At 71.7% G+C, this 23,537-nt stretch carries 20 protein-coding genes; 11 read left to right on the forward strand and 9 right to left on the reverse strand.

Annotated elements, in window-relative coordinates; all coding sequences use genetic code 11:
* Window positions 1–16 precede the first annotated feature (16 nt).
* The 3 genes from FHG89_RS23005 to FHG89_RS23015 form a co-directional block, all read right to left on the reverse strand.
* Complete coding sequence (locus FHG89_RS23005) at window positions 17–1,348, reverse strand: AAA family ATPase (protein ID WP_139586487.1); 1,332 nt, start codon at window positions 1,346–1,348, stop codon at window positions 17–19.
* 433 nt (window positions 1,349–1,781) lie between these two features.
* Complete coding sequence (locus FHG89_RS23010; protein ID WP_139586488.1) at window positions 1,782–1,976, reverse strand: DUF397 domain-containing protein; 195 nt, start codon at window positions 1,974–1,976, stop codon at window positions 1,782–1,784.
* Window positions 1,969–2,850, reverse strand: coding sequence for a helix-turn-helix domain-containing protein (locus tag FHG89_RS23015; RefSeq protein ID WP_139586507.1), 882 nt, complete (start codon window positions 2,848–2,850; stop codon window positions 1,969–1,971). Before FHG89_RS23015 ends, FHG89_RS23010 begins: the two co-directional genes overlap by 8 nt.
* 207 nt (window positions 2,851–3,057) lie before the next feature.
* Here FHG89_RS23015 and FHG89_RS23020 point away from each other — a divergent pair, with 207 nt between their 5' ends.
* Genes FHG89_RS23020 through FHG89_RS23030 form a run of 3 tightly spaced genes read left to right on the forward strand, consistent with a single transcriptional unit; the run spans window position 3,058 to window position 5,380 of the window.
* A complete protein-coding gene (locus FHG89_RS23020; RefSeq protein WP_244295734.1) occupies window positions 3,058–3,351 on the forward strand; it encodes a DivIVA domain-containing protein in 294 nt (97 codons plus the stop codon).
* On the forward strand, window positions 3,348–3,599 hold the full coding sequence (locus tag FHG89_RS23025) for a hypothetical protein (protein WP_139586490.1): 252 nt from the start codon (window positions 3,348–3,350) through the stop codon (window positions 3,597–3,599). Before FHG89_RS23020 ends, FHG89_RS23025 begins: the two co-directional genes overlap by 4 nt.
* Window positions 3,596–5,380, forward strand: coding sequence for a hypothetical protein (locus FHG89_RS23030; RefSeq protein ID WP_139586491.1), 1,785 nt, complete (start codon window positions 3,596–3,598; stop codon window positions 5,378–5,380). Before FHG89_RS23025 ends, FHG89_RS23030 begins: the two co-directional genes overlap by 4 nt.
* Window positions 5,381–5,484: 104 nt before the next feature.
* Here FHG89_RS23030 and ilvD read toward each other — a convergent pair whose 3' ends face one another.
* Entirely contained in the window at window positions 5,485–7,332 is a 1,848-nt protein-coding gene (gene ilvD, locus FHG89_RS23035) for a dihydroxy-acid dehydratase (RefSeq protein WP_139586492.1), read from the reverse strand.
* 129 nt (window positions 7,333–7,461) lie between these two features.
* Between ilvD and FHG89_RS23040 the strand changes: the two genes are divergently transcribed.
* The 5 genes from FHG89_RS23040 (at window position 7,462) to serA (ending at window position 15,445) form a co-directional block, all read left to right on the forward strand.
* Entirely contained in the window at window positions 7,462–9,816 is a 2,355-nt protein-coding gene (locus FHG89_RS23040; protein WP_425280207.1) for a putative bifunctional diguanylate cyclase/phosphodiesterase, read from the forward strand.
* Between the two features lie 189 nt (window positions 9,817–10,005).
* A complete protein-coding gene (locus FHG89_RS23045; RefSeq protein WP_139586494.1) occupies window positions 10,006–11,889 on the forward strand; it encodes an acetolactate synthase large subunit in 1,884 nt (627 codons plus the stop codon).
* Complete coding sequence (gene ilvN / locus FHG89_RS23050; RefSeq protein ID WP_089017348.1) at window positions 11,889–12,404, forward strand: acetolactate synthase small subunit; 516 nt, start codon at window positions 11,889–11,891, stop codon at window positions 12,402–12,404. The genes FHG89_RS23045 and ilvN overlap by 1 nt, the downstream gene beginning before the upstream one ends.
* A 56-nt stretch (window positions 12,405–12,460) precedes the next feature.
* Entirely contained in the window at window positions 12,461–13,474 is a 1,014-nt protein-coding gene (ilvC, locus tag FHG89_RS23055; protein ID WP_139586495.1) for a ketol-acid reductoisomerase, read from the forward strand.
* A 372-nt stretch (window positions 13,475–13,846) separates the two neighbouring features.
* Window positions 13,847–15,445 (forward strand): phosphoglycerate dehydrogenase, encoded by a 1,599-nt coding sequence (serA, locus tag FHG89_RS23060; RefSeq protein WP_139586496.1) that lies wholly within the window; start codon window positions 13,847–13,849, stop codon window positions 15,443–15,445.
* Window positions 15,446–15,528: 83 nt separating this feature from the next.
* Here the strand turns inward: serA and FHG89_RS23065 are convergent, their stop codons facing one another.
* Both FHG89_RS23065 and FHG89_RS23070 read right to left on the reverse strand, forming a co-directional pair.
* The gene (locus FHG89_RS23065) at window positions 15,529–15,885 is read right to left on the reverse strand and encodes a hypothetical protein (protein WP_139586497.1); all 357 of its coding nucleotides are present in this window, start codon (window positions 15,883–15,885) and stop codon (window positions 15,529–15,531) included.
* 381 nt (window positions 15,886–16,266) lie between these two features.
* Window positions 16,267–17,109 carry an FAD:protein FMN transferase gene (locus FHG89_RS23070; protein ID WP_139586498.1) on the reverse strand — a complete coding sequence of 281 codons (843 nt, stop codon included), beginning with the start codon at window positions 17,107–17,109 and terminating at the stop codon, window positions 16,267–16,269.
* Between the two features lie 223 nt (window positions 17,110–17,332).
* Here FHG89_RS23070 and FHG89_RS23075 point away from each other — a divergent pair, with 223 nt between their 5' ends.
* Window positions 17,333–18,364: a 3-isopropylmalate dehydrogenase gene (locus FHG89_RS23075; RefSeq protein ID WP_139586499.1), complete on the forward strand. Its 1,032-nt coding sequence runs from the start codon at window positions 17,333–17,335 to the stop codon at window positions 18,362–18,364.
* A 160-nt stretch (window positions 18,365–18,524) separates the two neighbouring features.
* A complete protein-coding gene (locus FHG89_RS23080) occupies window positions 18,525–19,622 on the forward strand; it encodes a branched-chain amino acid aminotransferase (RefSeq protein WP_139586500.1) in 1,098 nt (365 codons plus the stop codon).
* A 54-nt stretch (window positions 19,623–19,676) separates the two neighbouring features.
* Here the strand turns inward: FHG89_RS23080 and FHG89_RS23085 are convergent, their stop codons facing one another.
* From FHG89_RS23085 to ahpD, 3 genes are all read right to left on the reverse strand, one after another.
* Window positions 19,677–20,459, reverse strand: coding sequence for a tyrosine-protein phosphatase (locus FHG89_RS23085; protein WP_208761070.1), 783 nt, complete (start codon window positions 20,457–20,459; stop codon window positions 19,677–19,679).
* 18 nt (window positions 20,460–20,477) lie between these two features.
* Window positions 20,478–20,936, reverse strand: a complete 459-nt coding sequence (locus FHG89_RS23090) for a PRC-barrel domain containing protein (RefSeq protein ID WP_139586502.1) — start codon at window positions 20,934–20,936, stop codon at window positions 20,478–20,480.
* A gap of 127 nt (window positions 20,937–21,063) precedes the next feature.
* Window positions 21,064–21,594 carry an alkylhydroperoxidase, AhpD family gene (ahpD, locus tag FHG89_RS23095; RefSeq protein ID WP_139586503.1) on the reverse strand — a complete coding sequence of 177 codons (531 nt, stop codon included), beginning with the start codon at window positions 21,592–21,594 and terminating at the stop codon, window positions 21,064–21,066.
* Window positions 21,595–21,916: 322 nt separating this feature from the next.
* On the opposite strand from ahpD, the gene cimA reads away from it, so the two are divergent.
* A complete protein-coding gene (gene cimA / locus FHG89_RS23100) occupies window positions 21,917–23,500 on the forward strand; it encodes a citramalate synthase (protein ID WP_139586504.1) in 1,584 nt (527 codons plus the stop codon).
* Window positions 23,501–23,537 lie beyond the last annotated feature (37 nt).

A 23,537-nucleotide genomic window follows, 5' to 3' on the forward strand; every position in this document is an offset into this window, starting at 1 on the left:
GCCCGAGGCACGCCGATCACCCTGCCGGGGTGTCATCCGAGCCTCCACGGGTGGCAAGGGCCTGCTCGAACAGACCGGTGGACAGGTTGGGAATTGCCCCGTAGTTGCCGTTCAAGTAACGGCGCTGACGATTCTCGCCTTCTTTCCGAGGCTTGAAATCGGTCAGCGGGTACAGCGAGGAAGCGCCCTCGTCGTCCTTCTCCACGAACCAGATCTCGTCGCGGCGGAGGATCTCCTCAGCGTCGAGGGTGCCGAGCAGAGCGGCATCGTGGCTGGTGAAAATGAGTTGGCCGCCAAGGGGGTTCGCGGCCGGGCTGCGGAACAGGCTGATGAGCTTGGCGGTCAGGATCGGGTGCAAGCTCGCATCGATCTCGTCGATCAGCATTGTGGTGCCGCTACGCAGCATCGCTGCGGCATGCAGGCCCAGCGTCAGTAGTTGCCGTGTGCCGGTCGACTGGTCCTGCAGGTCTAGAAGTGCGGTGCCGTGCGGACCCCGATGGGCGAACTGGACGCGTGGCGAGGGCCGGATAGCCGCGACGGCTTTCTTCAACCGGTCGCTCAACCTCCTGGCTGGCAGGTCGGACCAGACAGCCTGATCATCAGCCGAATCAGAGGCGATCACGACGTCGACGATCCCGACATCGGCGGCCTGCAACAGGTCAACCACCAGCCGGCGTACCTCCTCAGTATCCGACTGGCCAATGCGGACGAGGGCGGACAACCCAGATGTCGGGTCGGTCCGTTGGCCCGTTAGGTAGAACCACCGGTAGGTGTCGTGCAACGGCTGTGGGTTTGCCGGATCCGGTTGGGGGCGGCTCTGGCCAAAACGCGCGACAGTGCTGAGAAATAGGGCTGTTGGCGCGGTAATCCCGGCAATCTGCTCCAGGTCGCTGCGTCGTCCCGACTCCTCGCCCCAGTTGAAGACATCGCCGTCGCGCTCGAACACGCGCCGCCGGCGCCCGAGCGGATAGTGGTAGAGCCACTCCTCCAACACCCGGTCGTCGTCGATCGTGAAGCCATAGGTGTGTCTGAACCCGCCGAGCAGGAGGTCGACGACATAGCGCGATGGCTGAGTGGCGACCTCCGGATCCAACCGGAACGGCTCCCGGGACAGGCCCACACCGGGCTCGACCGCCCGGTCGGACTCCACGACCATATGCCGCATGTACGCCAGCGCGCCCAGGCAGTTCGACTTGCCCGACGCGTTGGCTCCGAAGATGCCGACGACCTGGACCGCCTGCGGAGCCGGCTCGTCGGGCTCGGCCCCGTCGCCGTAGACGGGCGTCAGGTTCAGCTGATGCTCGTCGCGAAACGAACGATGGTTGGCGAAGCGAAAACTCAGCAGCATTGGCCGCGTGCCCCTAGCTCGTGGGCGGTTACAAGTACATCTCTGCGAGTAAACCACGAGAAGGCGGCGCAAAGGGCCGACGCAGGCAAGCCTTGCCGCTGGCGGCGCAGGGCACGCCCGGGTCGTCCCTCCCGGCGGCTGCGAACCGTCGGTCCTGCTGGCCCTTGCTGGGGCATCACACTGCGGCCTGCCCTGGTGGGTGATTGACTGAGGCACCCACGACCCAAGGAGTTGGCCGGTCGGTTGCCGGGGGACCCGCCGCGGTTGAGCCGGGCCTGTCGGACAGAGATGCGGACGTCACCGGTTCGGCCCCTGATGGGTGGTCCTGTCCGGTAGCTGACTGCTGCTGCTCCTTCTGTGGGATCAGGTGGTGGCGCGCCGACGCCCTGGGCGGGTGGGTGTCCCAGGAGCCCCCGAAACACCCACCGATGCCTCAGCGGGAAATGCGGGTCGAGCACACGAAGTTTGCCCAGGCGGTGGGGGAGAAGGTGAGAGCCGGGCCGTGCGGGTCCTTGCTGTCGCGGACAGCGACGATGCCGGGCAAATTGTCGGCAACCTCGACACACTCCCCGCCGTTGCTGCCACTGCGAGTGCTCTTGCGCCAGTGGGCGCCGGTCAGATCAACCATGGTGGACCTCCCCGATGATCTTGTTGATCAGGTGCCTTGATTGTCCTTCATCGAGGGCAAGCTGATCCAGGCTTGACCAGGCCTGCTCGTAGGCGGCGAACTCCTCCGGACGATCAAGATAGAGAGCGCCCGTCCAGGACTCGCAGTAGATCACCGAAGGCTCCGGAAGGGCCCGGTTGCCCAACGGGAAGTCGAGCATCACGAAGGATCCCGCCTCGACGCCACGGTGCAGGCCGGCAGTGAGCGGCAGGATTCGGATCGAGTTGGTCGCTGTGTCCCCTAACAGCAGCAGGTGATTGAGCTGATCCGTCATCGTCTCGGGGCTGCCGACTGTCCGCAGGAGGGCGGCCTCGGAGAGGATCACGTCCAGCTTCGGAGGTGGAGGCAGGCGGCGTCTCAGCAGGGCTTGGCGTTGCAGGCGGACCTGCACCAGGCACTCCCGCTCTTCGTCGCTCACCTCCGCTCGGTGTTGGTAGACGCCCAGTGCGTAACCCCGATGTTGTAGGAGACCCGGAACCATTGCTTCGTTGAAGAAGCGCAGATGGGAGGCGGCGGATTCGAGGCCGACGTACAGCTCGAACCATTCGGGGACCGCGTCGCCGTACGCGTGCCACCATCCTTTGGCCCTCGTCTCGCCGGCCAGGGAGGTCAGCGCCCGGGTCAGCTCGCCCGTCGCCCCGTACAGCTCGCACATCGCTCGGACGTCGACGCCGCGCACCGAGCCGAGCCCGCTCTCGATCCGCCACACCTTCTGGCGGCTGCACTCCAGCGCTTCGGCGACCGCGTCGAGGGTCGCTCCCGCCTCGGTGCGCAGGTCACGCAGCGCCCTGCCGAGCTGGCGTCGGGGCACCGTCGAGCCCATGTCATCGGCCACCCGGCTCTCCTTCCTGTTGAGTTTTGCAACATCCCGACAGCCGTTCTGCAACAGGGGAATGTTGCCCACAAATAGCGGAACAGTGTGAGTCGACATTCATTGCGATGGTGATTCCGACCTTACAAGATTGGTCCGACAACGCCGATGGACGCGCAATTCCCGCGCCGGCGAATGTCGATCACATACGAGGAAGGGTGGTGCTGCTTCGTGCGCGCGTTTCTCCGTCACCTCCGGGCCGAGCCACCCCGGCCGGTGTCCTATCGGGCGGCCAACTACGTACCCCTGAAGCCCTGGCAGGTCCGCGGGCGCCGGTTCACCCGCCGTGGCCGGCGTGGCGTGGAGGCCGTGGAGGTCGCCGAGTTCCTCGACCAGGTCGCTGACGATCTGGCCGAGGTGTACGCGGCGCTGGGCAGCAGCCGGCGGGAGACCGAGCGGATCAAGGATGCGCTGAAGTGCTGGCAGTCCCAGCGGGCCCGCGAGGACCTGGCGGCCCGCCGATGAGCGCCCGGTGGGTGGCGCACCTGCCGTTCACCGCCGCCGACCTGCCGGCCGCCCAGCACTTCGCCGGCACCCTGGCCCGATCGCTGACCTTCCTGTCCGAGGTGGACGCCGGCGAGACCACCGTTTCGGCCGAGGACGCTCAGGGCGTACGCCATCGGGTCTTCTGCGACCTTCCGCTCGACGGCGGCCGGCGGTGCGTGCGGCGGGTGGAACACGACGGTGACTGCGCGGCCCGGCGGTGTCGGTGACCGCCGCGCCCGTCGTCGTCTGCCCCGACTGCGACGGGACGACCTTCATGCTGGAACCGTGCCGGTGCACCACCTACGGTGACCGGTTCCTCGCCGACGCCGACGTGCTCGGGCCGCGCCGGGAGGCGTACCGGAGCTGCGAGCAGTGTCGCGGCGCGGGCAGCATCGCGTACCCCTGTTATCGCTGCGGTCGACGCGGCCGGCGGCGGGCGCAGCTCGTGGTCACCGTCGCCAACCTGGACACCGGCGCGGTCGCGTCGCACCAGGTCGTGCCCGGCGGCCTCGGCCCCCACCGCGACCCGGCGGGCCACTGGGTGGTCGAGCTTGCTTCCCGGGTACGCGAACTCGCAGCCACTGTCGGCGCGGTTCTGGACGAGGCCGACATGCCTTCGCTGTGGCTGGACCGGCAGTGGCGACCCGACCTGCCCGCAGCGCAGCGGCGCGAGCTGGAGGCCCACGCCATCCTGCGGGCCGATCACGCTCCCTGGCGGCTGGTGCTGGGCCGATCCACCGCCCCGGCGACTGTCGACCCGGCCGCCCGACTGGCCCGGCTGTGCGCGTTGGCCGACCTGCTGCTGCTCGACCTGGTGGTCGAGGCCCGTCGGCAGGGCGCGGGGTTTTGCTGGTCCATTCGGTACGAGGTGCCCGGCTCCCCGGTACCGCTCGGGCCGCCCGGCTGGTGTCGGGACCTGCCGGAGGTGTTGGCCTGCACCGACGTGGCCAAGGCGCTCAGCGGCCTTGCCGAGCGCGGCCTGACCGCTCCCGCCCGGCTGCTGCGCCCCGACTCGCCGCGCCCGCCCGCCGCCCCCGTCGTGGACGTCGACCAGCTCGAACGCCGCGTGCTCGCCGACTGCGTCGACGCGGCTCACGGCGAGGAGCTGCCTGGGGCGCAGGCCCTCTGGCGCGACGGCCGCTGGTGGCACACCACGCTGCGCGCCGGCGAGCCGGCGGAGATCCTCGCGGAGCAGCCCACCGGCCAGGTGGTCCGGCGTGTGCGGGTGCCGGTGACCCGCGGCTACGAGCCACCCGAAGCGTCCTGGTTGGGCGAGTTGGTCGACTGGCGGCCCTGCCCGGACTGCCGGCCCGGAAGCCGGCTGCGCGCCTGCGACCGCTACCGGCTCGGCTCCTGGACCGCCGTCCTCGGCGCGCGGCCCGAGGACCTCCGCGACGCCGACGGCGGGCACGACCTCGACCGGGACCTACGCGACGGGTACGTCACCCTGCCCTGGGCCGGCTCCGACCCGGTGGGGGAGCACGTGCGCGCTGCCGGGCGGGGCGCCGCCGCCGGCCGGCTGATCGTGGTGGCGGCGCCTCCCGACGCGCCGCCGCTGGTCGAGCTGCTGCGGCTCGCCCTCGGCCTCGACCTGGCCCTCGTGGTGGCCGTCTGCGACCTGCGGCACAACGCCGGCGACCCGCTGCTGGCCGACGGGCTGCGCTGGTCCGTCGAGATAAAGCCCCGGGACGCAGCCGTGAGCCCCGACGACTTCCCCTACCGGCCGAGCCTGGCTGCCGCCCTCGCCTGGTGCGTCGAGTGCCTGTCCGACGCCGTCGCCGGGGCCGCCCCGACCGACCCGGCGACACCGATCCCAGTGCCGTGGTCGGGGCCGCGCGATCTCGTCGTCGACCCCGAGCCGGATCTGCTGCGGCTCGCCTCCCGGCACGCGGGGCAGGCGGTCACCGTCCGCTTCACCCGCGCCGGCTGCGCCGTGCACCGACACGACGACGACGGCGTACGCCTCCTCGCCGACGGCCCTGACCTGCGCGATCTCCCGTTGACCTGAGGACTGTCGGGCAGCGGTGATCGACACGAGTTCGCTGATATCGGGGTATCCCGGTCGACGGGATACCCCGATATCGTGATCTCGCGTGCGGCGGCCTCGCGCCCCTACTCCGGGACGCGGCGGTAGGCGCCGTCGCTGGCCGAGGTGGCCATCGAGGCGTACGCGCGCAGCGCCGCCGACACCGGTCGCTGCCGATCAACCGGGGTGTACGGCTTGTCGCGCTTCTCCTCGGCCACCCGTCGCGCCTCCAGTTCGTCCTCCGGGACGTTGAGCGAGATCGACCGGCCCGGGATGTCGATGACGATCTCGTCGCCCTCGCGGACGAGGGCGATCAGCCCACCGGAGGCGGCCTCCGGGGAGGCGTGCCCGATGGAGAGGCCGGACGTGCCGCCGGAGAAGCGGCCGTCGGTGAGCAGCGCGCAGGAGCGGCCCAGCCCCCGACCCTTGAGGAAAGAGGTGGGGTAGAGCATCTCCTGCATGCCGGGGCCACCCTTCGGGCCCTCGTAGCGGATCACCACGACGTCACCGGCGACGATCTCCTTGGCGAGGATCGCGGTCACCGCGTCGTCCTGCGACTCGTACACCTTCGCGGGGCCGCGGAAGGTCAGGCACTCCTCCGGAACGCCGGCGGTCTTCACGACGCAGCCTTCCGGGGCCAGGTTGCCGTGCAGGATGGCGAGGCCGCCGTCGGCGGAGTACGCGTGTTCGCGGTCGCGGATGCAGCCGCCGGCCGCGTCGGTGTCCAGGGACGACCAGCGGTTGGTGGTGGAGAAGGGCTCGACGGTGCGCACCCCGCCGGGTGCGGCGTGGAACAGCTCGACCGCGGTCGGCGTGGGTGAGCCGCCGCGCACGTCCCAGTCGGTCAGCCACTGCGCCAGCGAGGGGGAGTGCACGGCGTGCACGTCCCGGTTGAGCTGCCCGGCCCGGTCCAGTTCGCCGAGGATGGCCGGGATGCCGCCGGCCCGGTGCACGTCCTCCATGTGGTAGTTCGGCGAGTTCGGCGCGACCTTGGCCAGGCAGGGCACCCGCCGGGAGATCGCGTCGATGTCGGCGACGCCGAAGTCCAGTTCCGCCTCGCGGGCGGCGGCGAGCAGGTGCAGCACCGTGTTGGTGGAGCCGCCCATCGCCACGTCGAGGGCCACGGCGTTCTCGAACGCGGCCTTCGAGGCGACCGTGCGGGGCAGGACCGAGGCGTCGTCGCCGTCGTACCACCGCTTGGCGATCTCCACGACGGTGCGGCCGGCCTCGACGAAGAGCGACCTGCGCGCGGCGTGGGTGGCAAGCGTCGAACCGTTGCCGGGCAGCGCAAGGCCGATGGCCTCGGTGAGGCAGTTCATCGAGTTGGCGGTGAACATGCCGGAGCAGGAGCCGCAGGTCGGGCAGGCGGAGCGTTCGATCTCGCCGAGCTGCTCGTCGGTGACCGACTCGTTGGAGGAGGCGATCATCGCGTCGATCAGGTCGATCTTGCTGTGCACGACACCCTCGATCGCCATCGTCTTGCCGGCCTCCATCGGGCCGCCGGAGACGAAGACGGTCGGGATGTTGAGCCGCAGCGCGGCCAGCAGCATCCCCGGGGTGATCTTGTCGCAGTTCGAGATGCAGACCAGGGCGTCCGCGCAGTGCGCGTTGACCATGTACTCCACCGCGTCGGCGATCAGCTCGCGGCTGGGCAGCGAGTAGAGCATCCCGCCGTGGCCCATCGCGATGCCGTCGTCGACGGCGATGGTGTTGAACTCCCGACCGACGCCGCCGGCCTCGGCGACCGCGTCGGCGACCAGGCCACCCATGTCCTTGAGGTGTACGTGACCAGGGACGAACTGGGTGAAACTGTTGGCGATGGCGACGATCGGCTTGCCGAAATCGTCGTCGGTCATCCCGGTGGCCCGCCAGAGGGCCCGGGCGCCGGCCATCGTCCGACCGTGCGTGGAGGTCTTCGACCGCAGCTCAGGCATGTCTATCAGCATGACACCGCCACGGCGCCCGCCATCGGCCGTGTGTGCCGTGTCCCAACAGATGCACACCTGGTCCCCCATGGCGAGCGCTCATCCGGCACTCTGGAGGACGTGCATCTCCCCCCGGGCATGGTCGCGGTCGCGGCGCTGAGCGGCCTCGTCGCCGCGGTGGCCGCCGCCCTGCTTGCCGTGGTGGCCCGGCGCCGTAGCGGGCCGCGCCGGCCGGCGCACGTGCTCCTCGCGGTGGCCGCCGGGATCTCCCTGTCCAGCCTCGTGGTCGGCGTCGGGGCGGCGCTCGCCGCGAACGACCACTGGGCCCACGAGCAGGGGCAGCGCACCGGCTGGGCCACCATCGTGGCGATCGGCACGGCGGTGAGCGGGTTGGCGTTCGCGGCCGGTCTGCTCCGGCTGCCCGGGGTGGCAGCCACCGCCGCGGGGACCGCCCGGCTCGCCCTGGACGGCCTGACCATGGCGGCCGCGTTGTGGTTCGTCGGCTGGGTGCTCTTCTCCGAGCCCACCCGACTGCTCGGCGACGCCACCCCGATGGCCTGCCCGGCGATCCTGCTCGCCACGGTGAGCGCCGCGATCGGCGCCGGGCTCGCCGTGATCATCGTCTTCCGGGCCGCCGCGCCACGTCGGCGGCTGGCCGTGCTCGGCGCCGGCATCAGCGCGGTGAGCTGCGGCGGTCTGGGCCTGAGCGCGGGGCTCTGCCAGGCCGGGCCGGTGCTGGCGCTGACCGGCGGGGCGGTGCTCGCCGCCGGCCTGCTGAGCGTCGCGCTCGCCGTGCACCGGGCCGACCGGCCGGGGCAGGTCGAGCTGGACCTGATCGGTCGCGACGGGGAGTACGCACTCGCCCCGATGCTGGCGATGGCCGCCTCGGCGATGTACCACCTGCTGCAGGACGGCCGGTTCACGGCGGCGGGCATCGTGGCCGGCAGCGTGGAGGGCTTCGCTCTGGTGGCCCGTCAGTACCTGACGCTCAAGGACGTCCGGGACTACGCCGACCGGCTGGCCGAGCGCGAGGCGCACTTCCGCGAGCTGGCGCACACCGACCCGCTGACCTCGTTGGCCAACCGGCGCGGGCTGCTGCGCGCGTTGCACGACAGCGCGGCGGCGGGCACCCCGTGCGTCCTGCTCGGCCTGGATCTGGACGGTTTCAAGCACGTCAACGACATGCGCGGCCACGACGTCGGCGACGCCGTGCTGGCCGAGGTGGGCCGTCGGCTGCGCGGCAACCTGCGCCCCGGCGACGTGGCGGCCCGGCTCGGCGGCGACGAGTTCGCCGTCCTCATGCAGGGCCGGCCGGCCGACGCGGACCGGGTCGCCGAGCGGCTGCTCGGAGTGGTCAACCGGCCGTACGACCAGCCGGAGGGGCCGGTCTTCCTGTCGGTGAGCATCGGGGTGGCCGGTTGGGCCGACGAGCCGGACGTGGAGCTGCTGCTGCGCCACGCCGACCTGGCGCTGCGGTACGCCAAGCAGCGCGGCAAGAACCGGATCGAGCGCTACGACGCCACCTACGACCAGCTGCTGCGTCGGCGGACGACGCTGGAGCACGAGCTGCGCGGCGCGATCGACCGCGACGAGCTGCGGTTGGCCTTCCAGCCGGTGGCGTCGCTGCCGTCGGTGCGTCCGGTCGGCGCCGAGGCGCTGCTGCGTTGGCACCATCCGGAGCTGGGCAACGTGCGCCCGGACGAGTTCATCCCCCTCGCCGAGGAGTGCGGGATGATCTCCACGCTCGGCGCGTGGGTGCTGCACCAGGCCTGCTACCAGCTCTCCCGTTGGCTGGCCGACGGGCACGACGTGTGGGTGTCGGTGAACGTGTCCCCGCGCGAGCTGCACGCTCCGGAGTACGTGGTGCAGGTCGCCGAGGCGCTGCGCGCCCACCACGTGCCGCCGCAGCGGCTGGTCCTGGAGGTCACCGAGCACGCGGTCGCCACCGACCTGGACGAGCTGATCCGACGGCTGACCGCGTTGCGGCTGACCGGTGTGCGGATCGCGTTGGACGACTTCGGCGCCGGCTACTCCTCGCTGGGTCAGCTGCGTCGCCTGCCGATCGACATCCTGAAGATCGACCACAGCCTGGTGGCCGAGCACGAGCCGGTCCGCCCGGTCGGCCAGGACGGTCCGGCGTTCGCGCCGATGGTCGACATCGTGATGCGGCTGGGCCACCAGCTGGGGCTCGAGGTGATCGCCGAGGGGGTGACCACGCCTACCGAGTTGGCCGCGGTGGTGGCCGCCGGTTGCCGGTTCGGTCAGGGCGCGCTCTTCGGCTGGGGGGTGCCGGCGGAGCACCTGGAGGCGATGTTGGAGGCGGCGACGTCGCCGGGTGCGCGTCCCGCTCCGCTGCCCACGCCACGCCGGGTCTCCGGCGGGTCCGGGCAGGCCAAACCGGCTGGTGATGGCGCGTCGCCGGCCGACGCGCCATCCTCCGTTAACCAACATGTGGGATCAGTTGACTCATCGCGTGAGATGCGTCAGGCTTAGCCGCATGTCGTCGTACCGGTCGCTGCGAGTACTTACCTGAGCGCACTCTCCTCCATCGAGAGTGCGCTGGCCCCGTGCATCTGCACGAGGGCCGTTTTTATTGCCGTCGGAACCTGTCGCGACGGGCCCACCGCCCGCCTCGCATCGCTGAACAAGCCCCAGCCGCTCCAGCCGAAGGCCAGACCCACCATGACGAGACCCACGCCCGAGACCCTCGCCCACACCGCCCGGCGGGCCCGCGCGGCCGCCGAGCCGGCCGCCGACGTCGACCAGGCCGCCGCGCGTACCCCGGCCAGCCCGGCCACCCCGGCGGTACGCCCCACAGCTCCGGCCCAGGTGTCCGGCGCCGGCTCGCTGGTGCGGTCCCTTGAGGCGCTCGGCGTCGATGTCGTCTTCGGCATTCCGGGTGGCGCGATCCTGCCGGCGTACGACCCGCTCTACGACTCCAGCGTCCGGCACATCCTGGTCCGGCACGAGCAGGGCGCGGGGCACGCGGCGACCGGGTACGCGCAGGCCACCGGCAAGGTCGGCGTGTGCATCGCGACCTCCGGCCCGGGCGCGACGAACCTGGTCACGCCGATCGCCGACGCGTACATGGACTCGGTGGCGATGGTGGCGATCACCGGCCAGGTGGCCCGTGCGTCGATCGGCACGGACGCCTTCCAGGAGGCGGACATCCAGGGCATCACCCTGCCGATCACGAAGCACAACTTCCTCGTGCAGACCGCCGAGGAGATCCCGCAGGTGCTGGCCGAGGCGTTCCATCTGGCCAGCACCGGCCGGCCCGGCCCGGTGCTTGTCGACATCCCCAAGGACGTGCTCCAGGCGCCGACGACCTTCACCTGGCCACCCACCCTCGATCTGCCCGGTTACCGGCCCACCCTGCACCCGCACGGCAAGCAGATCCGGGAGGCGGCCCGGCTGATGGCCGCCGCCCGCCGGCCGGTGCTCTACGTCGGCGGCGGGGTGCTCAAGGCCGGTGCCACCGACGGGCTGCGCCGGCTGGCCGAGCTGACCGGCATTCCGGTCGTCACCACGCTGATGGCGCTCGGCGCGTTCCCCGACTCGCATCAGCAGCACCTGGGGATGCCCGGCATGCACGGCACGGTCGCCGCGAACTACGGCCTGCAGAAGGCGGATCTGATCGTCGCGCTGGGCGCGCGCTTCGACGACCGGGTCACCGGCAAGCTGGACTCGTTCGCCCCGGACGCGACGGTGGTGCACGCGGACATCGACCCGGCGGAGATCGGCAAGAACCGGCACGCGGACGTCCCGATCGTGGGCGACGCCAGGCACGTCATCGACGAGCTGATCGCCGCGGTCACCGTCGAACGGTCGGCGGGGCGCGGCACCGACCTCGGTGACTGGTGGACGCAGCTCGACGACCTGCGCAACCGCTACCCGCTGGGCTACGAGGAGCCGGCCGACGGCACGCTCTCCCCGCAGTACGTCATCAAGCGGCTGGGCGAGATCGTCGGCTCGGACGCGATCTTCGTGGCCGGGGTTGGCCAGCACCAGATGTGGGCGTCGCAGTTCATCTCCTACGAGAAGCCGTACACCTGGTTGAATTCCGGCGGTCTCGGCACGATGGGCTACGCGGTGCCGGCGGCGATGGGCGCCAAGGTCGGCAAGCCGGACACGGTGGTGTGGGCGGTCGACGGGGACGGGTGCTTCCAGATGACCAACCAGGAGTTGGCCACCTGCGCGTTGGAGGGCATCCCGGTCAAGATCGCTGTGATCAACAACGGCAACCTCGGCATGGTCCGGCAGTGGCAGACGCTGTTCTACGACGAGCGGTACTCCAACACCGAGCTGGGCACCCACAAACACCGCATCCCCGACTTCGTCAAGCTCGCCGAGGCGTTGGGGTGCGTGGGGCTGCGCTGCGAGAACGCCGCCGACGTGGACAAGACCATCGCCGCCGCCATGGAGATCAACGACGCCCCCGTGGTGATCGACTTCGTGGTCGGCAAGGACGCCATGGTCTGGCCGATGGTCGCCGCCGGCACCAGCAACGACGAGATCATGTTCGCCCGCGGCGTCCGCCCGGTCTTCGACGAGGATGACATCTGATGACGATGCACACTTTGTCCGTGCTGGTGGAGAACAAGCCAGGCGTTCTCGCCCGGGTCTCCGGCCTCTTCTCCCGGCGCGGGTTCAACATCGACAGCCTCGCCGTCGGCGAGACCGAGAACCCGGACGTCTCCCGGATCACCATCGTGGTCAACGCCGAGTCGTCCCCCCTGGAACAGGTCACCAAGCAGCTCAACAAGCTGGTCAACGTACTGAAGATCGTTGAGTTGGACCCGCAGGTCTCGGTGGCCCGGGAGTTGCTGCTGGTGAAGGTCCGCGCCGACCGGTCCGCGCGGACCCAGGTGTTGGAGACGGTCAACCTGTTCCGCGCCCGGGTGGTCGACGTCGCCCCGGACACGCTGACCATCGAGGCCACCGGCACCCCGGACAAGCTCGACGCGCTGCTGCGCGACCTCGAGCCCTTCGGCATCAAGGAAATGGTCCAGTCCGGGCTGGTGGCGATCGGGCGCGGCTCGCGTTCGATCACCGCCGGTCCCGCGCTGCGGGCCGCCTGACCCATCCGAACAGACCACGACGGGCCACCGAGGCCGTCGTACGAAAGGGAAGTCTCATGAGCGTTGAGGTGTACTACGACGACGATGCCGACCTCGGCCTGATCCAGGCCAAGAAGGTCGCGGTGATCGGCTACGGCAGCCAGGGTCACGCCCACGCGCTGTCGCTGCGGGACTCCGGCGTCGACGTGGTGATCGGTCTGCCGGAGGGCTCCAAGAGCCGCCCCAAGGCCGAGGAGCAGGGCCTGCGGGTGGCCACGCCGGCGCAGGCCGCCGCCGAGGCCGATGTGATCATGGTGCTCGCACCGGACACCGCCCAGCGCAAGCTCTACGCCGAGTCGATCGAGCCGCACCTCGCCCCGGGCAAGGCGCTCTTCTTCGGCCACGGCTTCAACATCCGCTACGGCCTCATCAAGCCGCCGGCCGAGGTGGACGTGGCGATGGTCGCCCCGAAGGGCCCCGGCCACCTGGTCCGCCGCCAGTACGCCGACGGCAAGGGCGTGCCCTGTCTCGTCGCCGTCGAGCAGGACGCCAGCGGCAACGCCCTCGCCCTGGCCCTGGCGTACGCCAAGGGGATCGGCGGCACCCGTGCCGGTGCGATCCGGACCACCTTCACCGAGGAGACCGAGACCGACCTCTTCGGCGAGCAGGCGGTGCTCTGCGGTGGCGCTGCGGCGCTGGTGCAGACCGGTTTCGAGGTGCTCACCGAGGCGGGCTACGCCCCCGAGGTGGCCTACTTCGAGTGCCTGCACGAGCTGAAGCTGATCGTCGACCTGATGTACGAGGGCGGCATCGCCAAGATGCGGTACAGCATCTCCGACACCGCCGAGTACGGCGACCTCTCCCGCGGCCCGCGGATCATCGACGCCCGGGTCAAGGAGGAGATGCGCAAGATCCTCGGCGAGATCCAGTCCGGCGAGTTCGCCCGCGAGTGGGTCGCCGAGGACGAGGCGGGCCGGCCCAACTTCACCAAGTGGCAGGCCGAGGGTGCGGCGCACCCGATCGAGGAGACCGGCCGCAAGCTGCGCGGCATGATGAGCTGGGTGGACCGCCCGATCACCGAGACCGCCTGACCGTCCGGCCCGCCCGGACCACGGCGTTTCCCCACGGCCCCGGGCCGGCGCTCTCCCCAGTGCCGCCCGGGGCCGTCCGGCTTCCACCACCACCCGCGTGCCCACCTCGTGGGACCGGGTGACAAACGCCTCGCGCGGTGCCGCGCCCGCCGGGGCCAACCATGTCGGTCAGGTGAACGGGTGATGTCCGCCGTCCGACCCGGCGTGTGAGGGCACTCACCCCACGGACCGGAACACGCCGACCAGCGAGCCCCTACGATCGCGGGTAGGTGCGCTGAGCCGGCACCTGACGGCCACGGCACGGACCAGCGCAGGGCGCAGTGCGGCGCCCTGCCGCCGAGCCGATCGCAAACACGACGTCTACGAGGACCGATGAATCCTGTCGTACTGATCGCCGAAGAACTCGCCCCCGCCGCCATCGAGGTGCTCGCCCACGACTTCGACGTCCGTCACGTCGACGGCACCGACCGTCCGGCCCTGCTCTCCGCGCTCGCCGAGGCCGACGCCGTCATCGTGCGCAGCGCGACCCAGATCGACGCCGAGGCGGTCGCCGCCGCGCCGCGACTCAAGGTGGTCGCCCGGGCGGGCGTCGGGCTGGACAATGTCGAGGTGCCGGCTGCCACCGCCCGGGGCGTCATGGTCGTCAACGCGCCCACCTCGAACATCGTCTCCGCCGCCGAGCAGGCCGTCGCGCTGCTGCTCGCGGTGGCCCGCAACACCGCGAGCGCCAGCGCCGCGCTGAAGGCGGGGGAGTGGAAGCGGTCCAGGTACACAGGCGTCGAGGTGCAGGGCAAGACCGTAGGCGTGGTCGGGCTCGGCCGCATCGGCGTGCTCTTCGCCCAGCGCATCGCCGCGTTCGGCACCCGGCTGATCGCGTACGACCCGTACATCCAGCCGGCGCGGGCCGCGCAGCTCGGCGTCCGCCTGGTCGGCCTGGACGAGCTGCTGCGCGAGAGCGACTTCATCTCGATCCACCTGCCGAAGACCCCCGAGACGGTGGGCCTGATCGGTGAGAAGGAACTGGCGATCGTCAAGCCGGGCGTCCGCATCGTCAACGCCGCCCGCGGTGGCCTCGTCGACGAGCAGGCCCTCGCCGACGCCATCGCCGAGGGCCGGGTCGCCGGCGCGGGCGTGGACGTGTACAGCAAGGAGCCCTGCACGTCCTCGCCGCTGTTCGCCTTCGACAACGTGGTGGCCACCCCGCACCTGGGTGCCTCCACGCACGAGGCGCAGGACAAGGCCGGCCTGGCGGTGGCCAGGAGCGTGAAGCTGGCGTTGCAGGGCGAGTTCGTTCCGGACGCCGTCAACGTGCAGGTCGGCGGCGTGGTCGCCGAGGACGTGCGGCCGCTGCTGCCGTTGGCCGAGAAGCTCGGCCGGGCGTTCACCGCTGTCGCCGGCGGCGTCGCCGCGAGCGTCACCGTCGAGGTTCGCGGCGAGATCGTCGCGCACGACGTGTCGGTGCTCAAGCTCGCCGCGACGAAGGGCCTGTTCAGCTCCGTGGTCGAGGAGCAGGTCACCTACGTCAACGCGCCGCACCTGGCCGCCGAGCGTGGCGTCGAGGTCACCCTGTCCAGCCTGGCCGAGACGGTGGAGCAGCCCACCCTGGTCACCGTGCGCGGGGCGCTGCCGGACGGCCGGACGGTAAGCGTCTCCGGCACGGTCACCCACTCAGGCGCCCGCGACGTGCTCAAGCTGACCGAGGTGGACGGCTTCGACGTGGAGATCGGCGCGGAGGGCATCCTGCTCTTCCTCCGCTATGCCGACCGGCCGGGCGTCGTCGGCGTCGTCGGCACCCTGCTCGGTGAGTCGGGCATCAACATCGCCGCCATGCAGGTGGCCCGGCGCGAGGCGGGCGGCGAGACGCTCATGACGCTCACCGTCGACCAGGCGCTCGGCGCCGACCTGCTCACCTCGGCGGCCGAGTCGATCGGCGCGACGGCGGCCAGCGCCGCCGACCTGCGCGACGAGTAGTCACGGCAGCACCACGGGGGGCCCGGCGATCCGCTGGGCCCCTTCGTCGTACCCGGGGTGGGTGTCCCGCCGCCCGGGCCGGGTCAGCCGGGCATCCGCGCCGGAGGCGGGTAGACCGAGCCGTCCTGCGGGTCGAAGAGCATCAGCCCGTGTTCGCCGGCCAGCCGTTCGATGTCCAGCAGCACCTGATCCGGGCAGGTCGGGTGCAGGTTCAGCTCGACGTGGTCGTGGGCGGCGTGCAGTGGCGCCCGTGCCCACGGGCTGTCCGGGCCGGGGTGCCGGTCCGGGTAGGAGGCGGTGATCGCCCGGTAGAAGGCGACGACTCGCGCGTCCGGGTAACGGTCCACGTGCCGCCCCTGCCGGCAACCGTCGACCGCTGCCCGCACGTCCTCGGGCGTCGCCCCGTCGTCCAGGGCCCACACACTCAGATCGAAACTCACGGCGGACAGCGTGCCATCCGGCGTTCACCATGTCGAAACTGCCTCGCCGCAGGCCGATCGCTGATCCGCCACGGTCCGCCCGGGACGGTCCGCTGTGGAGACTCTTGCGTCGAGTTGCGTCGATTCGCTAGCGTACGACTGCGGTCACTGGCCGAGTTCGCGGCGCCGGCCCGTCTTCGGGTGGCGCGGTCGACGTCCGGCCCGACCGGTCCGCACCCCTCGATTGTGCGAGCCACGCGCACTCGTCGCTGACCGGCCCCCACGGCCGTTGCCGAGGCTGTGGGGGCCGATCGCAGGCCCGGCCGGCCGTCCGAGGGGCGGCCGAGGTGCGAATCGGGCCGGAGCGCCGCGGGGAGACGACGCGGTGGGGCGACGTTCCGCTCAGCGCCGGTGGGCGAAGAGCGCCCGGTAGTCGGAGTTTCCCCGGAACCAGGCCAGGCCGGTGGTGCCGGCGGCGTACAGCGCGGTGGCGTAGGCGTCGGCAACTGTCAGGTCGGGGCCGACGACTGTCGCGGCGACGAGGTGGTCGGCCGGCTCTCCGGTGTGCGGGTCCACCACGTGCCCCTGCCGTCCGGTCACCCCGGAGGTGCCGACCGCGCCGGCGGTCATCTCCAGCACCAGCGGCGCGCGTTCGGGCGCGGTCGGGTGGTGTACGGCGACCCGCCACGGTCCGCCGTGCGGGGCGTGGCCGCGGACCACCAGGTCGGCGCCGGTGAGCACGGCGTAGTCGTGGACGCCGGCGGCGCGTAGTCGCTCGGCGGCGCGTTCCACGGCCCAGCCGTTGAGCAGGCCACCCGGATCGAAGCCACCCGGCACCGCCCAGGCGTCGAACCATCCGTCGGTGGCGGCGCGCATCGCCGCGCAGCGGTCCACCAGGTCGGCCAGCGGGGGGTACGAGTCGGGGCTGATCTCACGTCGGCGCAGCCGGGAGACCAGGCTCTCCGGCCGGTTCGGGCCGTAGGTGAGGTCGATGGCGCGCAGCTCGGCGACGCTGTCCCGCAGGGCATCGCCGACACCCCGGCGGCCGAGCCACTCGGGGGCGTTGAGGATCAGGGTGTACTCGGCGGTGCCGGTGCGGACGGTGTGCCGCACGGCGATCCGGCCGTGGGCGGCGCCGGCCGGGTCGACCCGGTGCCGCCGGCCGCCGAGCCGGAAATCCGGTCGACGGTTGCGGAACGCTGACGGGTCCGGCCAGCGGGTACGCGGCTGCTCGTCGATGCGCATCGCATCTGCCCCCTCGCAGTTGGCGCCGCGTCGTCGCGCCGCCCGTCGCGGGCCCCCGTGACCCGCAGACCCTCACCCTAGGCAGCGGAGATGATCGCTCGATGAGTCTTCGCTGAGAGGGTGCTGTGGATCCGAGCTTCCCAGATGGTGGAACCTTCGTACCGGGAGGCGGGACGGGGACGTACCGTGGCCGGACGGGTAGTCGAAACGTGGGGAGTTGGCCGTGGCGCGCATCGCGGTGGTGGCCGGGGACGGCATCGGGCCTGAGGTTGTCGCGCAGGCCCGCAGGGTCCTCGACGCGGTGCTGCCCGGCGTGCAGGCCACCGAGTACGACCTCGGCGCGGCCCGCTGGCACCGTACCGGAGAGGTGCTGCCCGACTCGGTCCTGGCCGAGCTGGCCGGGCACGACGCGATCCTGCTCGGCGCGGTCGGTGACCCGACGGTTCCGCCCGGTGTGCTGGAGCGCGGGCTGCTGCTCAAGCTCCGGTTCGCCTTCGACCAGTACGTCAACCTGCGCCCCTCCCGGCTCTGGCCCGGCGTCGCCGGCCCGCTCGGCAACGTCAAGCCCGGTGAGGTCGACCTGGTCGTGGTCCGCGAGGGCACCGAGGGGCTGTACGCCGGCGCGGGTGGTTCGCTGCACCGCGACACCCCGGCCGAGGTCGCCACCGAGGAGAGCCTCAACACCCGGCACGGCGTGGAGCGGGTGATCCGTGACGCGTTCGCCCGAGCCGGTCGCCGGGAGCGCCGCAAGGTCACGCTGGTGCACAAGACCAACGTGCTCACCCACGCCGGGTCGCTGTGGGCGCGCGCCTTCGACGCGGTCGCCGCCGAGCACCCGGACGTCGCCACCGAGTACCAGCACGTCGACGCGGCCGCGATGTTCCTGGTCACCCAGCCGCAGCGCTACGACGTGGTGGTCACCGACAACCTCTTCGGCGACATCCTCACCGACATCGCCGCCGCCGTCACCGGCGGTATCGGGCTGGCCGCGAGCGGCTGCATCAACCCCGAGGGGGCGTACCCCTCGATGTTCGAGCCGGTGCACGGCTCCGCGCCGGACATCGCCGGCCAGGGCGTCGCCGACCCGGTCGCCGCGGTGCTCTCGGTCGCGTTGCTGCTGGAGCAGCTCGGGCACGCCGAGGCCGCCACCCGGGTCAACGCGGCGGTCGCCGCCGAACTGGCCGGCCGGACGCCTGGTGTGGCACTGCGGACGGCCGAGGTCGGCGACCGGCTCGTCGCCCACGCCGTAGCCTGACCGCCCCGGCCCACCAACGCCGGGGCGGTTTCCGCCTGTCCGGGCACTCCGCCCGCCCCGAGCGGCGCTACCCGCTGAACGACCGTTCGGGGTAAGTTTCTGGCACAGCCATGTCGGTGTGCGATCCCGCATGCCGTTGTCCCGCAGGGAGGTCAGCGCGATGAGCGGTGGTGACATGCTCGACTTCGAGATCCGTCCGAATCCCGCGCCGGTATCCGCCGCCGACCGGGCCGCCCTGCTGGTCAACCCCGGGTTCGGCCGGGTGTTCACCGACCACATGGTCACCGTCCGGTACGCGGACGGCAAGGGCTGGTACGACGCCCGGGTGGAGGCGCGGGGGCCGATCCCGATGGACCCGGCGAGCGCGGTCCTGCACTACGCGCAGGAGATCTTCGAAGGGCTGAAGGCGTACCGGACGGCCGACGGTGGGGTGACCATGTTCCGGCCGGACGCCAACGCCGCGCGGTTCGCCACGTCGGCGCAGCGGATGGCGATGCCGGTGCTGCCGCCGGAGGTCTTCGTCGACTCGCTGCACAAGCTCATCGAGATCGACCGGGAGTGGATCCCGACCGGCGAGGACGGCAGCCTCTACCTGCGGCCGTTCATGTTCGCCAGTGAGGTCTTCCTCGGCGTCCGCCCGGCCAACGAGTACCTGTACATGGTGATCGCGTCGCCGGTCGGGGCGTACTTCACAGGTGGGGTCAAGCCGGTCACCGTCTGGGTCTCCCCGGACTACACCCGCGCCGCGCCCGGGGGCACCGGCGCCGCCAAGTGCGGCGGCAACTACGCCGCGTCCCTGGCCGCGCAGGCCGAGGCCATCGAGGCCGGGTGCGACCAGGTCGTCTTCCTGGACGCGGTGGAGCGTCGCTTCGTCGACGAGCTGGGCGGGATGAACGTGTTCTTCGTCTACGACGACGGCTCGGTGGTCACCCCGCCGCTGACCGGCACGATCCTGCCGGGCATCACCCGCGACGCGGTCATGACGTTGGCCGGCGAGGCCGGGCACCGGGTCGAGGAGCGGCCGGTCTCCTTCGCCGACTGGCAGGCCGACGCGGCCAGCGGCCGGCTCCGCGAGGTCTTCGCCTGCGGCACGGCCGCGGTGATCACCCCGATCGGCGGGGTGCGCTTCCCGGACGGCGAGTTCCTCGTCGGCGGTGGCGAGCCGGGCCGGGTCACCACGTCGTTGCGCCAGCAGCTGGTCGACATCCAGCGGGGCAAGGCGGCCGACCCGCACGGCTGGGTGCGCCAGGTCCTCTGACGTCCACCGCTGACCGGCCCGTCCGTCGGAGCGGGCTGGTCAGCGTGGCGCGCGCTAGACCTCGTCGAGCAGGTGCTCGCGCAGGGCGGCCAGCTGCTCGTCGGTCACCCCGGCGTGGCGCAGGTATCCCTCCACCGAGCCGTGGCCCGCGCGCAGCTCGTCGAGGAACATCTGCATCGCCTCGGCGGGCGAGGCCAAGAACGGGGCCGGCACCTCGCCCGCGTCCGGCATCGTCGCGGCCAGCCAGGCACTGAACCGGGCCGACGCCTCGGTGCTGAGCGCGTAGTCCGCGACGACGTCCGCGTCGTCCACGCCCAGCACCGAGAGCGTCAACGCGCAGACGATGCCGGTGCGGTCCTTGCCCGCGACGCAGTGCACCACCACCGGGGCGTTCGCGGAGTCCGCGATCAGTCCGATCGCCTCGGCCAGGCCGGCGGTGCCGGTCTGCGCCAGGTCGGCGTACCGGTCCGCGAGATAGCGGGCCAGGTCGGCGCCCTTCTCGTGCGGCGTACCCGCCCAGTCCGCGTGCTCCGGGTGGATGTGCCGGTAGGTCAGTCCCGGATAAGCCGGCACCCGACCGTCGCGTTCGACCTCGGCGGGGCGGCGCAGGTCGATGACGGTGCGCACGCCGATCGCGGCGAACGCGTCGCGGTCCTGCTCGTCGAGGCGGTGCAGGGAGTCGGAGCGGTAGAGCCGACCCCGGCGTACGGCGCGGCCGTCGTGGCCGACGTAGCCGCCGACGTCGCGGAAGTTGAAGGTCGCGGGCAGCGGGATGTGTCGGTTCTCGTCGATGGCGTCCACGCTGACACGGTAACGGCCGGTGGGGTCTGCCCCCACCGGCCGTCGGTCCGATCGTCAGCGCGCCGTTCCGGGCGGGAGCGCGCCGTACGTCTCGTCGTAGTAGCCGCCCAGGCGGTCCCGGTAGGTCGGGTCGCTGTGGCTGGTCTCGTCGTACTCCGGGGCGGCCTTGATCTGGTCGCGGGTCCGGTCCACGGAGACGGTGCGCTGGTCGTGGTCGACCTGGTTGACCGTGCCCGCCGGCAGCATCACCTTCTTCCCGAAGATCCACGGGCCGGTGTCCACCACGAGGTAGCTGCCGTCCACCTCGTGGCTGGCACTGTCGATCTTGCCGATTCCACCGTCGGTGGCCTCGACCTTGTATCCGACCAGGTCGGCGTCGGCCACCTCGGCCTGGTCCCGGTAGCGCCAGGGGTCGAAGGTGCCGGCCGGCGCGCCGCCGGCCACGGCGCCCTGGCCGCCGCCGCGCAGCGGGTCCGGCCCGGCGTGGGCGGCGTGCGGGTCGATCCTGTCCATGCCGTTCACTCCTGACTGTCGCCGATCGGCTCGGCGGCGGTGGGTGCGGTGCGTCCCCGCACGAGCTACCCGGCCGTCGGGGGCCGGAAACGGCGACGGGACACCGTGGCGTCGGGGCGTACCTGGCTCAGGCCAGTGCGGCCTCGGCGTCGAGCGTGACCGCGGCGGCGTGCACCACGGCGGAGATCCGCAGTGCCTCGTTCACCTGCTCGGGGGTGAAGCCGTTGTCGCGCAGCGTCTTCTCGTGCGACTCCAGGCAGATCCCGCAGCCGTTGATCGCCGACACGGCGAGGCACCACAGTTTGAAGTCGCCCTTGTCCACCCCGGGCCTGGCGACGATCCGCATCCGCAGCCGGGCGGGGATCGAGGCGTACCGTTCGTCGCCGATGAGGTGCCTGGCCCGGTAGTAGGTGTTGGTCATCGCCATGACGGCGGCGGCGCCCTTGGCCGCCTCGACACCGTCCGGCCCGAGGTGACCGAGCGCCTCGGCGGCGATCTCGCGCAGCACCACCGGGTTGCGGGCGGCGACCGCGCAGGCCAGCGCCGTGCCCCAGGCCTGTACCGGCGTCAGCGTGGCGGCGCGGATGGTGGAGTCCAGGTTGAGAGCGATGTCCCCGGCGTACGCCGGCAGGGCCGCCCGGATCGTGTCCAGACCCATGGTCAGGCTCCAACGCGGTTGCTGGGAGTGAGCACCAGGTCCTCCTCGATCGCGGCTCGCGTACGCATGGTGCCACCGTGGGTGGCCAGGTGAGCGGTGAGACCGGTCACCGGCGGGGGAGCTGCCCCGCGGAGCCACGCTGTGTCACCATCCCGTCATATGGATAGGTCCTCCCAAAAACGGGGCAGGAGTGGCAGAGTGACGGTCGTGACCAGCACCGCCCTGATTATTGCGACCTAGCGCGCCGGCTCTCCCCTCCGCCGAGCGCGCAGACCTCCCGCACCCGCGGGAGGTCTTTTTGTTGCTCCGAGAAAGGATCCTGATGACGTTCCAGGTCTTCGACACGACATTGCGCGACGGCGCCCAGCGTGAGGGGCTCACCTACTCGGTGGTCGACAAGCTGGCGGTGGCCCGGCTGCTCGACGAGTTCGGTGTCGGCTTCATCGAGGGCGGCTGGCCGGGCGCGGTGCCCAAGGACACCGAGTTCTTCCGCCGGGCGCGCACCGAACTGAGCCTGCGGCACGCCGTCCTCGTGGCCTTCGGCGCCACCCGCAAGGCAGGCGTCGCCGTCGCCGACGACCCCCAGGTACGCGGCCTGCTGGACGCGCAGACCCCGGCGATCGCCCTGGTCGCCAAGGCCGACATCCGGCACGTCGAACGTGCGCTGCGCACCACCGGCGCGGAGAACCTGGCGATGATCCACGACACCGTCAGCCACCTCGTCGCCGAGGGCCGTCGGGTCTTCGTCGACGGCGAGCACTTCTTCGACGGCTACCGGCACGACCCGGGGTACGGCGCCGCAGTGGTGCAGACCGCGCTCGCCGCCGGCGCGGAACGCATGGTGCTCTGCGACACCAACGGCGGCATGCTGCCCTCCCAGGTGACCGCCGCGATCCTCGACCTCACCGACAAGCTCGGAATCGACGCCGGGCTGCTCGGTATGCACGCGCAGAACGACACCTCCTGCGCGGTGGCCAACACGATCGCGGCCGTCGAGGCCGGTGTGCGCCACGTCCAGGGCACCGCCAACGGGTACGGCGAACGTCCCGGCAACGCGGACATCTTCGCCGTCGTCGCCAACCTCCAACTCAAGCTGGGCATGCCCGTCCTACCCGACGGCTGCCTGGCGCAGATGGTGCGGGTCTCGCACGCCATCGCCGAGATCGCCAACATCGCCCCCGACACCCACCAGGCGTACGCCGGGGCCGCCGCCTTCGCCCACAAGGCGGGGCTGCACGCGAGCGCGATCAAGGTCGACCCGTTGCTCTACAACCACGTGGACCCGTCGGTGGTGGGCAACGACATGCGGATCCTGGTGACCGAGATGGCCGGCCGGGCCAGCGTCGAGCTCAAGAGTCGTGAACTCGGCCTGGACCTGGCCGGCCGTCCGGAGGCACTGACCGCCGTCACCAGGCGGGTCAAGGAGCTGGAGGCCGGCGGTTGGTCGTTCGAGGCCGCCGACGCGTCGTTCGAGCTGCTCGTCCGCTCCGAGCTGCCCGAGGGCGGGCCGGCCCGCCCGTTCGCCCTGGAGTCGTACCGGGTGCTCGTCGAGCACCGCGAGGACGGCGCGGTGGTCTCCGAAGCCACTGTGAAGATCCGGGTACGCGGCGAGCGGGTGATCGCCACCGCCGAGGGCAACGGCCCGGTCAACGCCCTCGACGAGGCGCTGCGGGTGGGGCTGGCCCGGCACTACCCGCAGTTGCGCGACTTCGAGCTGGCCGACTACAAGGTGCGCATCCTGGAGGGCAGCCACGGCACCGGCGCGGTCACCCGGGTCCTCCTGGAGACCGCCGACAGCGACGGCCGGGACTGGACCACGGTGGGGGTCCACCCCAACGTGGTGGAGGCCAGCTGGCACGCCCTGGTGGACGCCCTGACCTACGGACTGTCCCCGACCCGCGTCTGACCCTCTCCCCGCCCGCCCCCACGGGCGGGCGGGGCGG

Origin of the sequence: Micromonospora orduensis, assembly GCF_006228125.1 — a bacterium.
GTDB classification, from domain to species: Bacteria; Actinomycetota; Actinomycetes; order Mycobacteriales; family Micromonosporaceae; genus Micromonospora; species Micromonospora orduensis.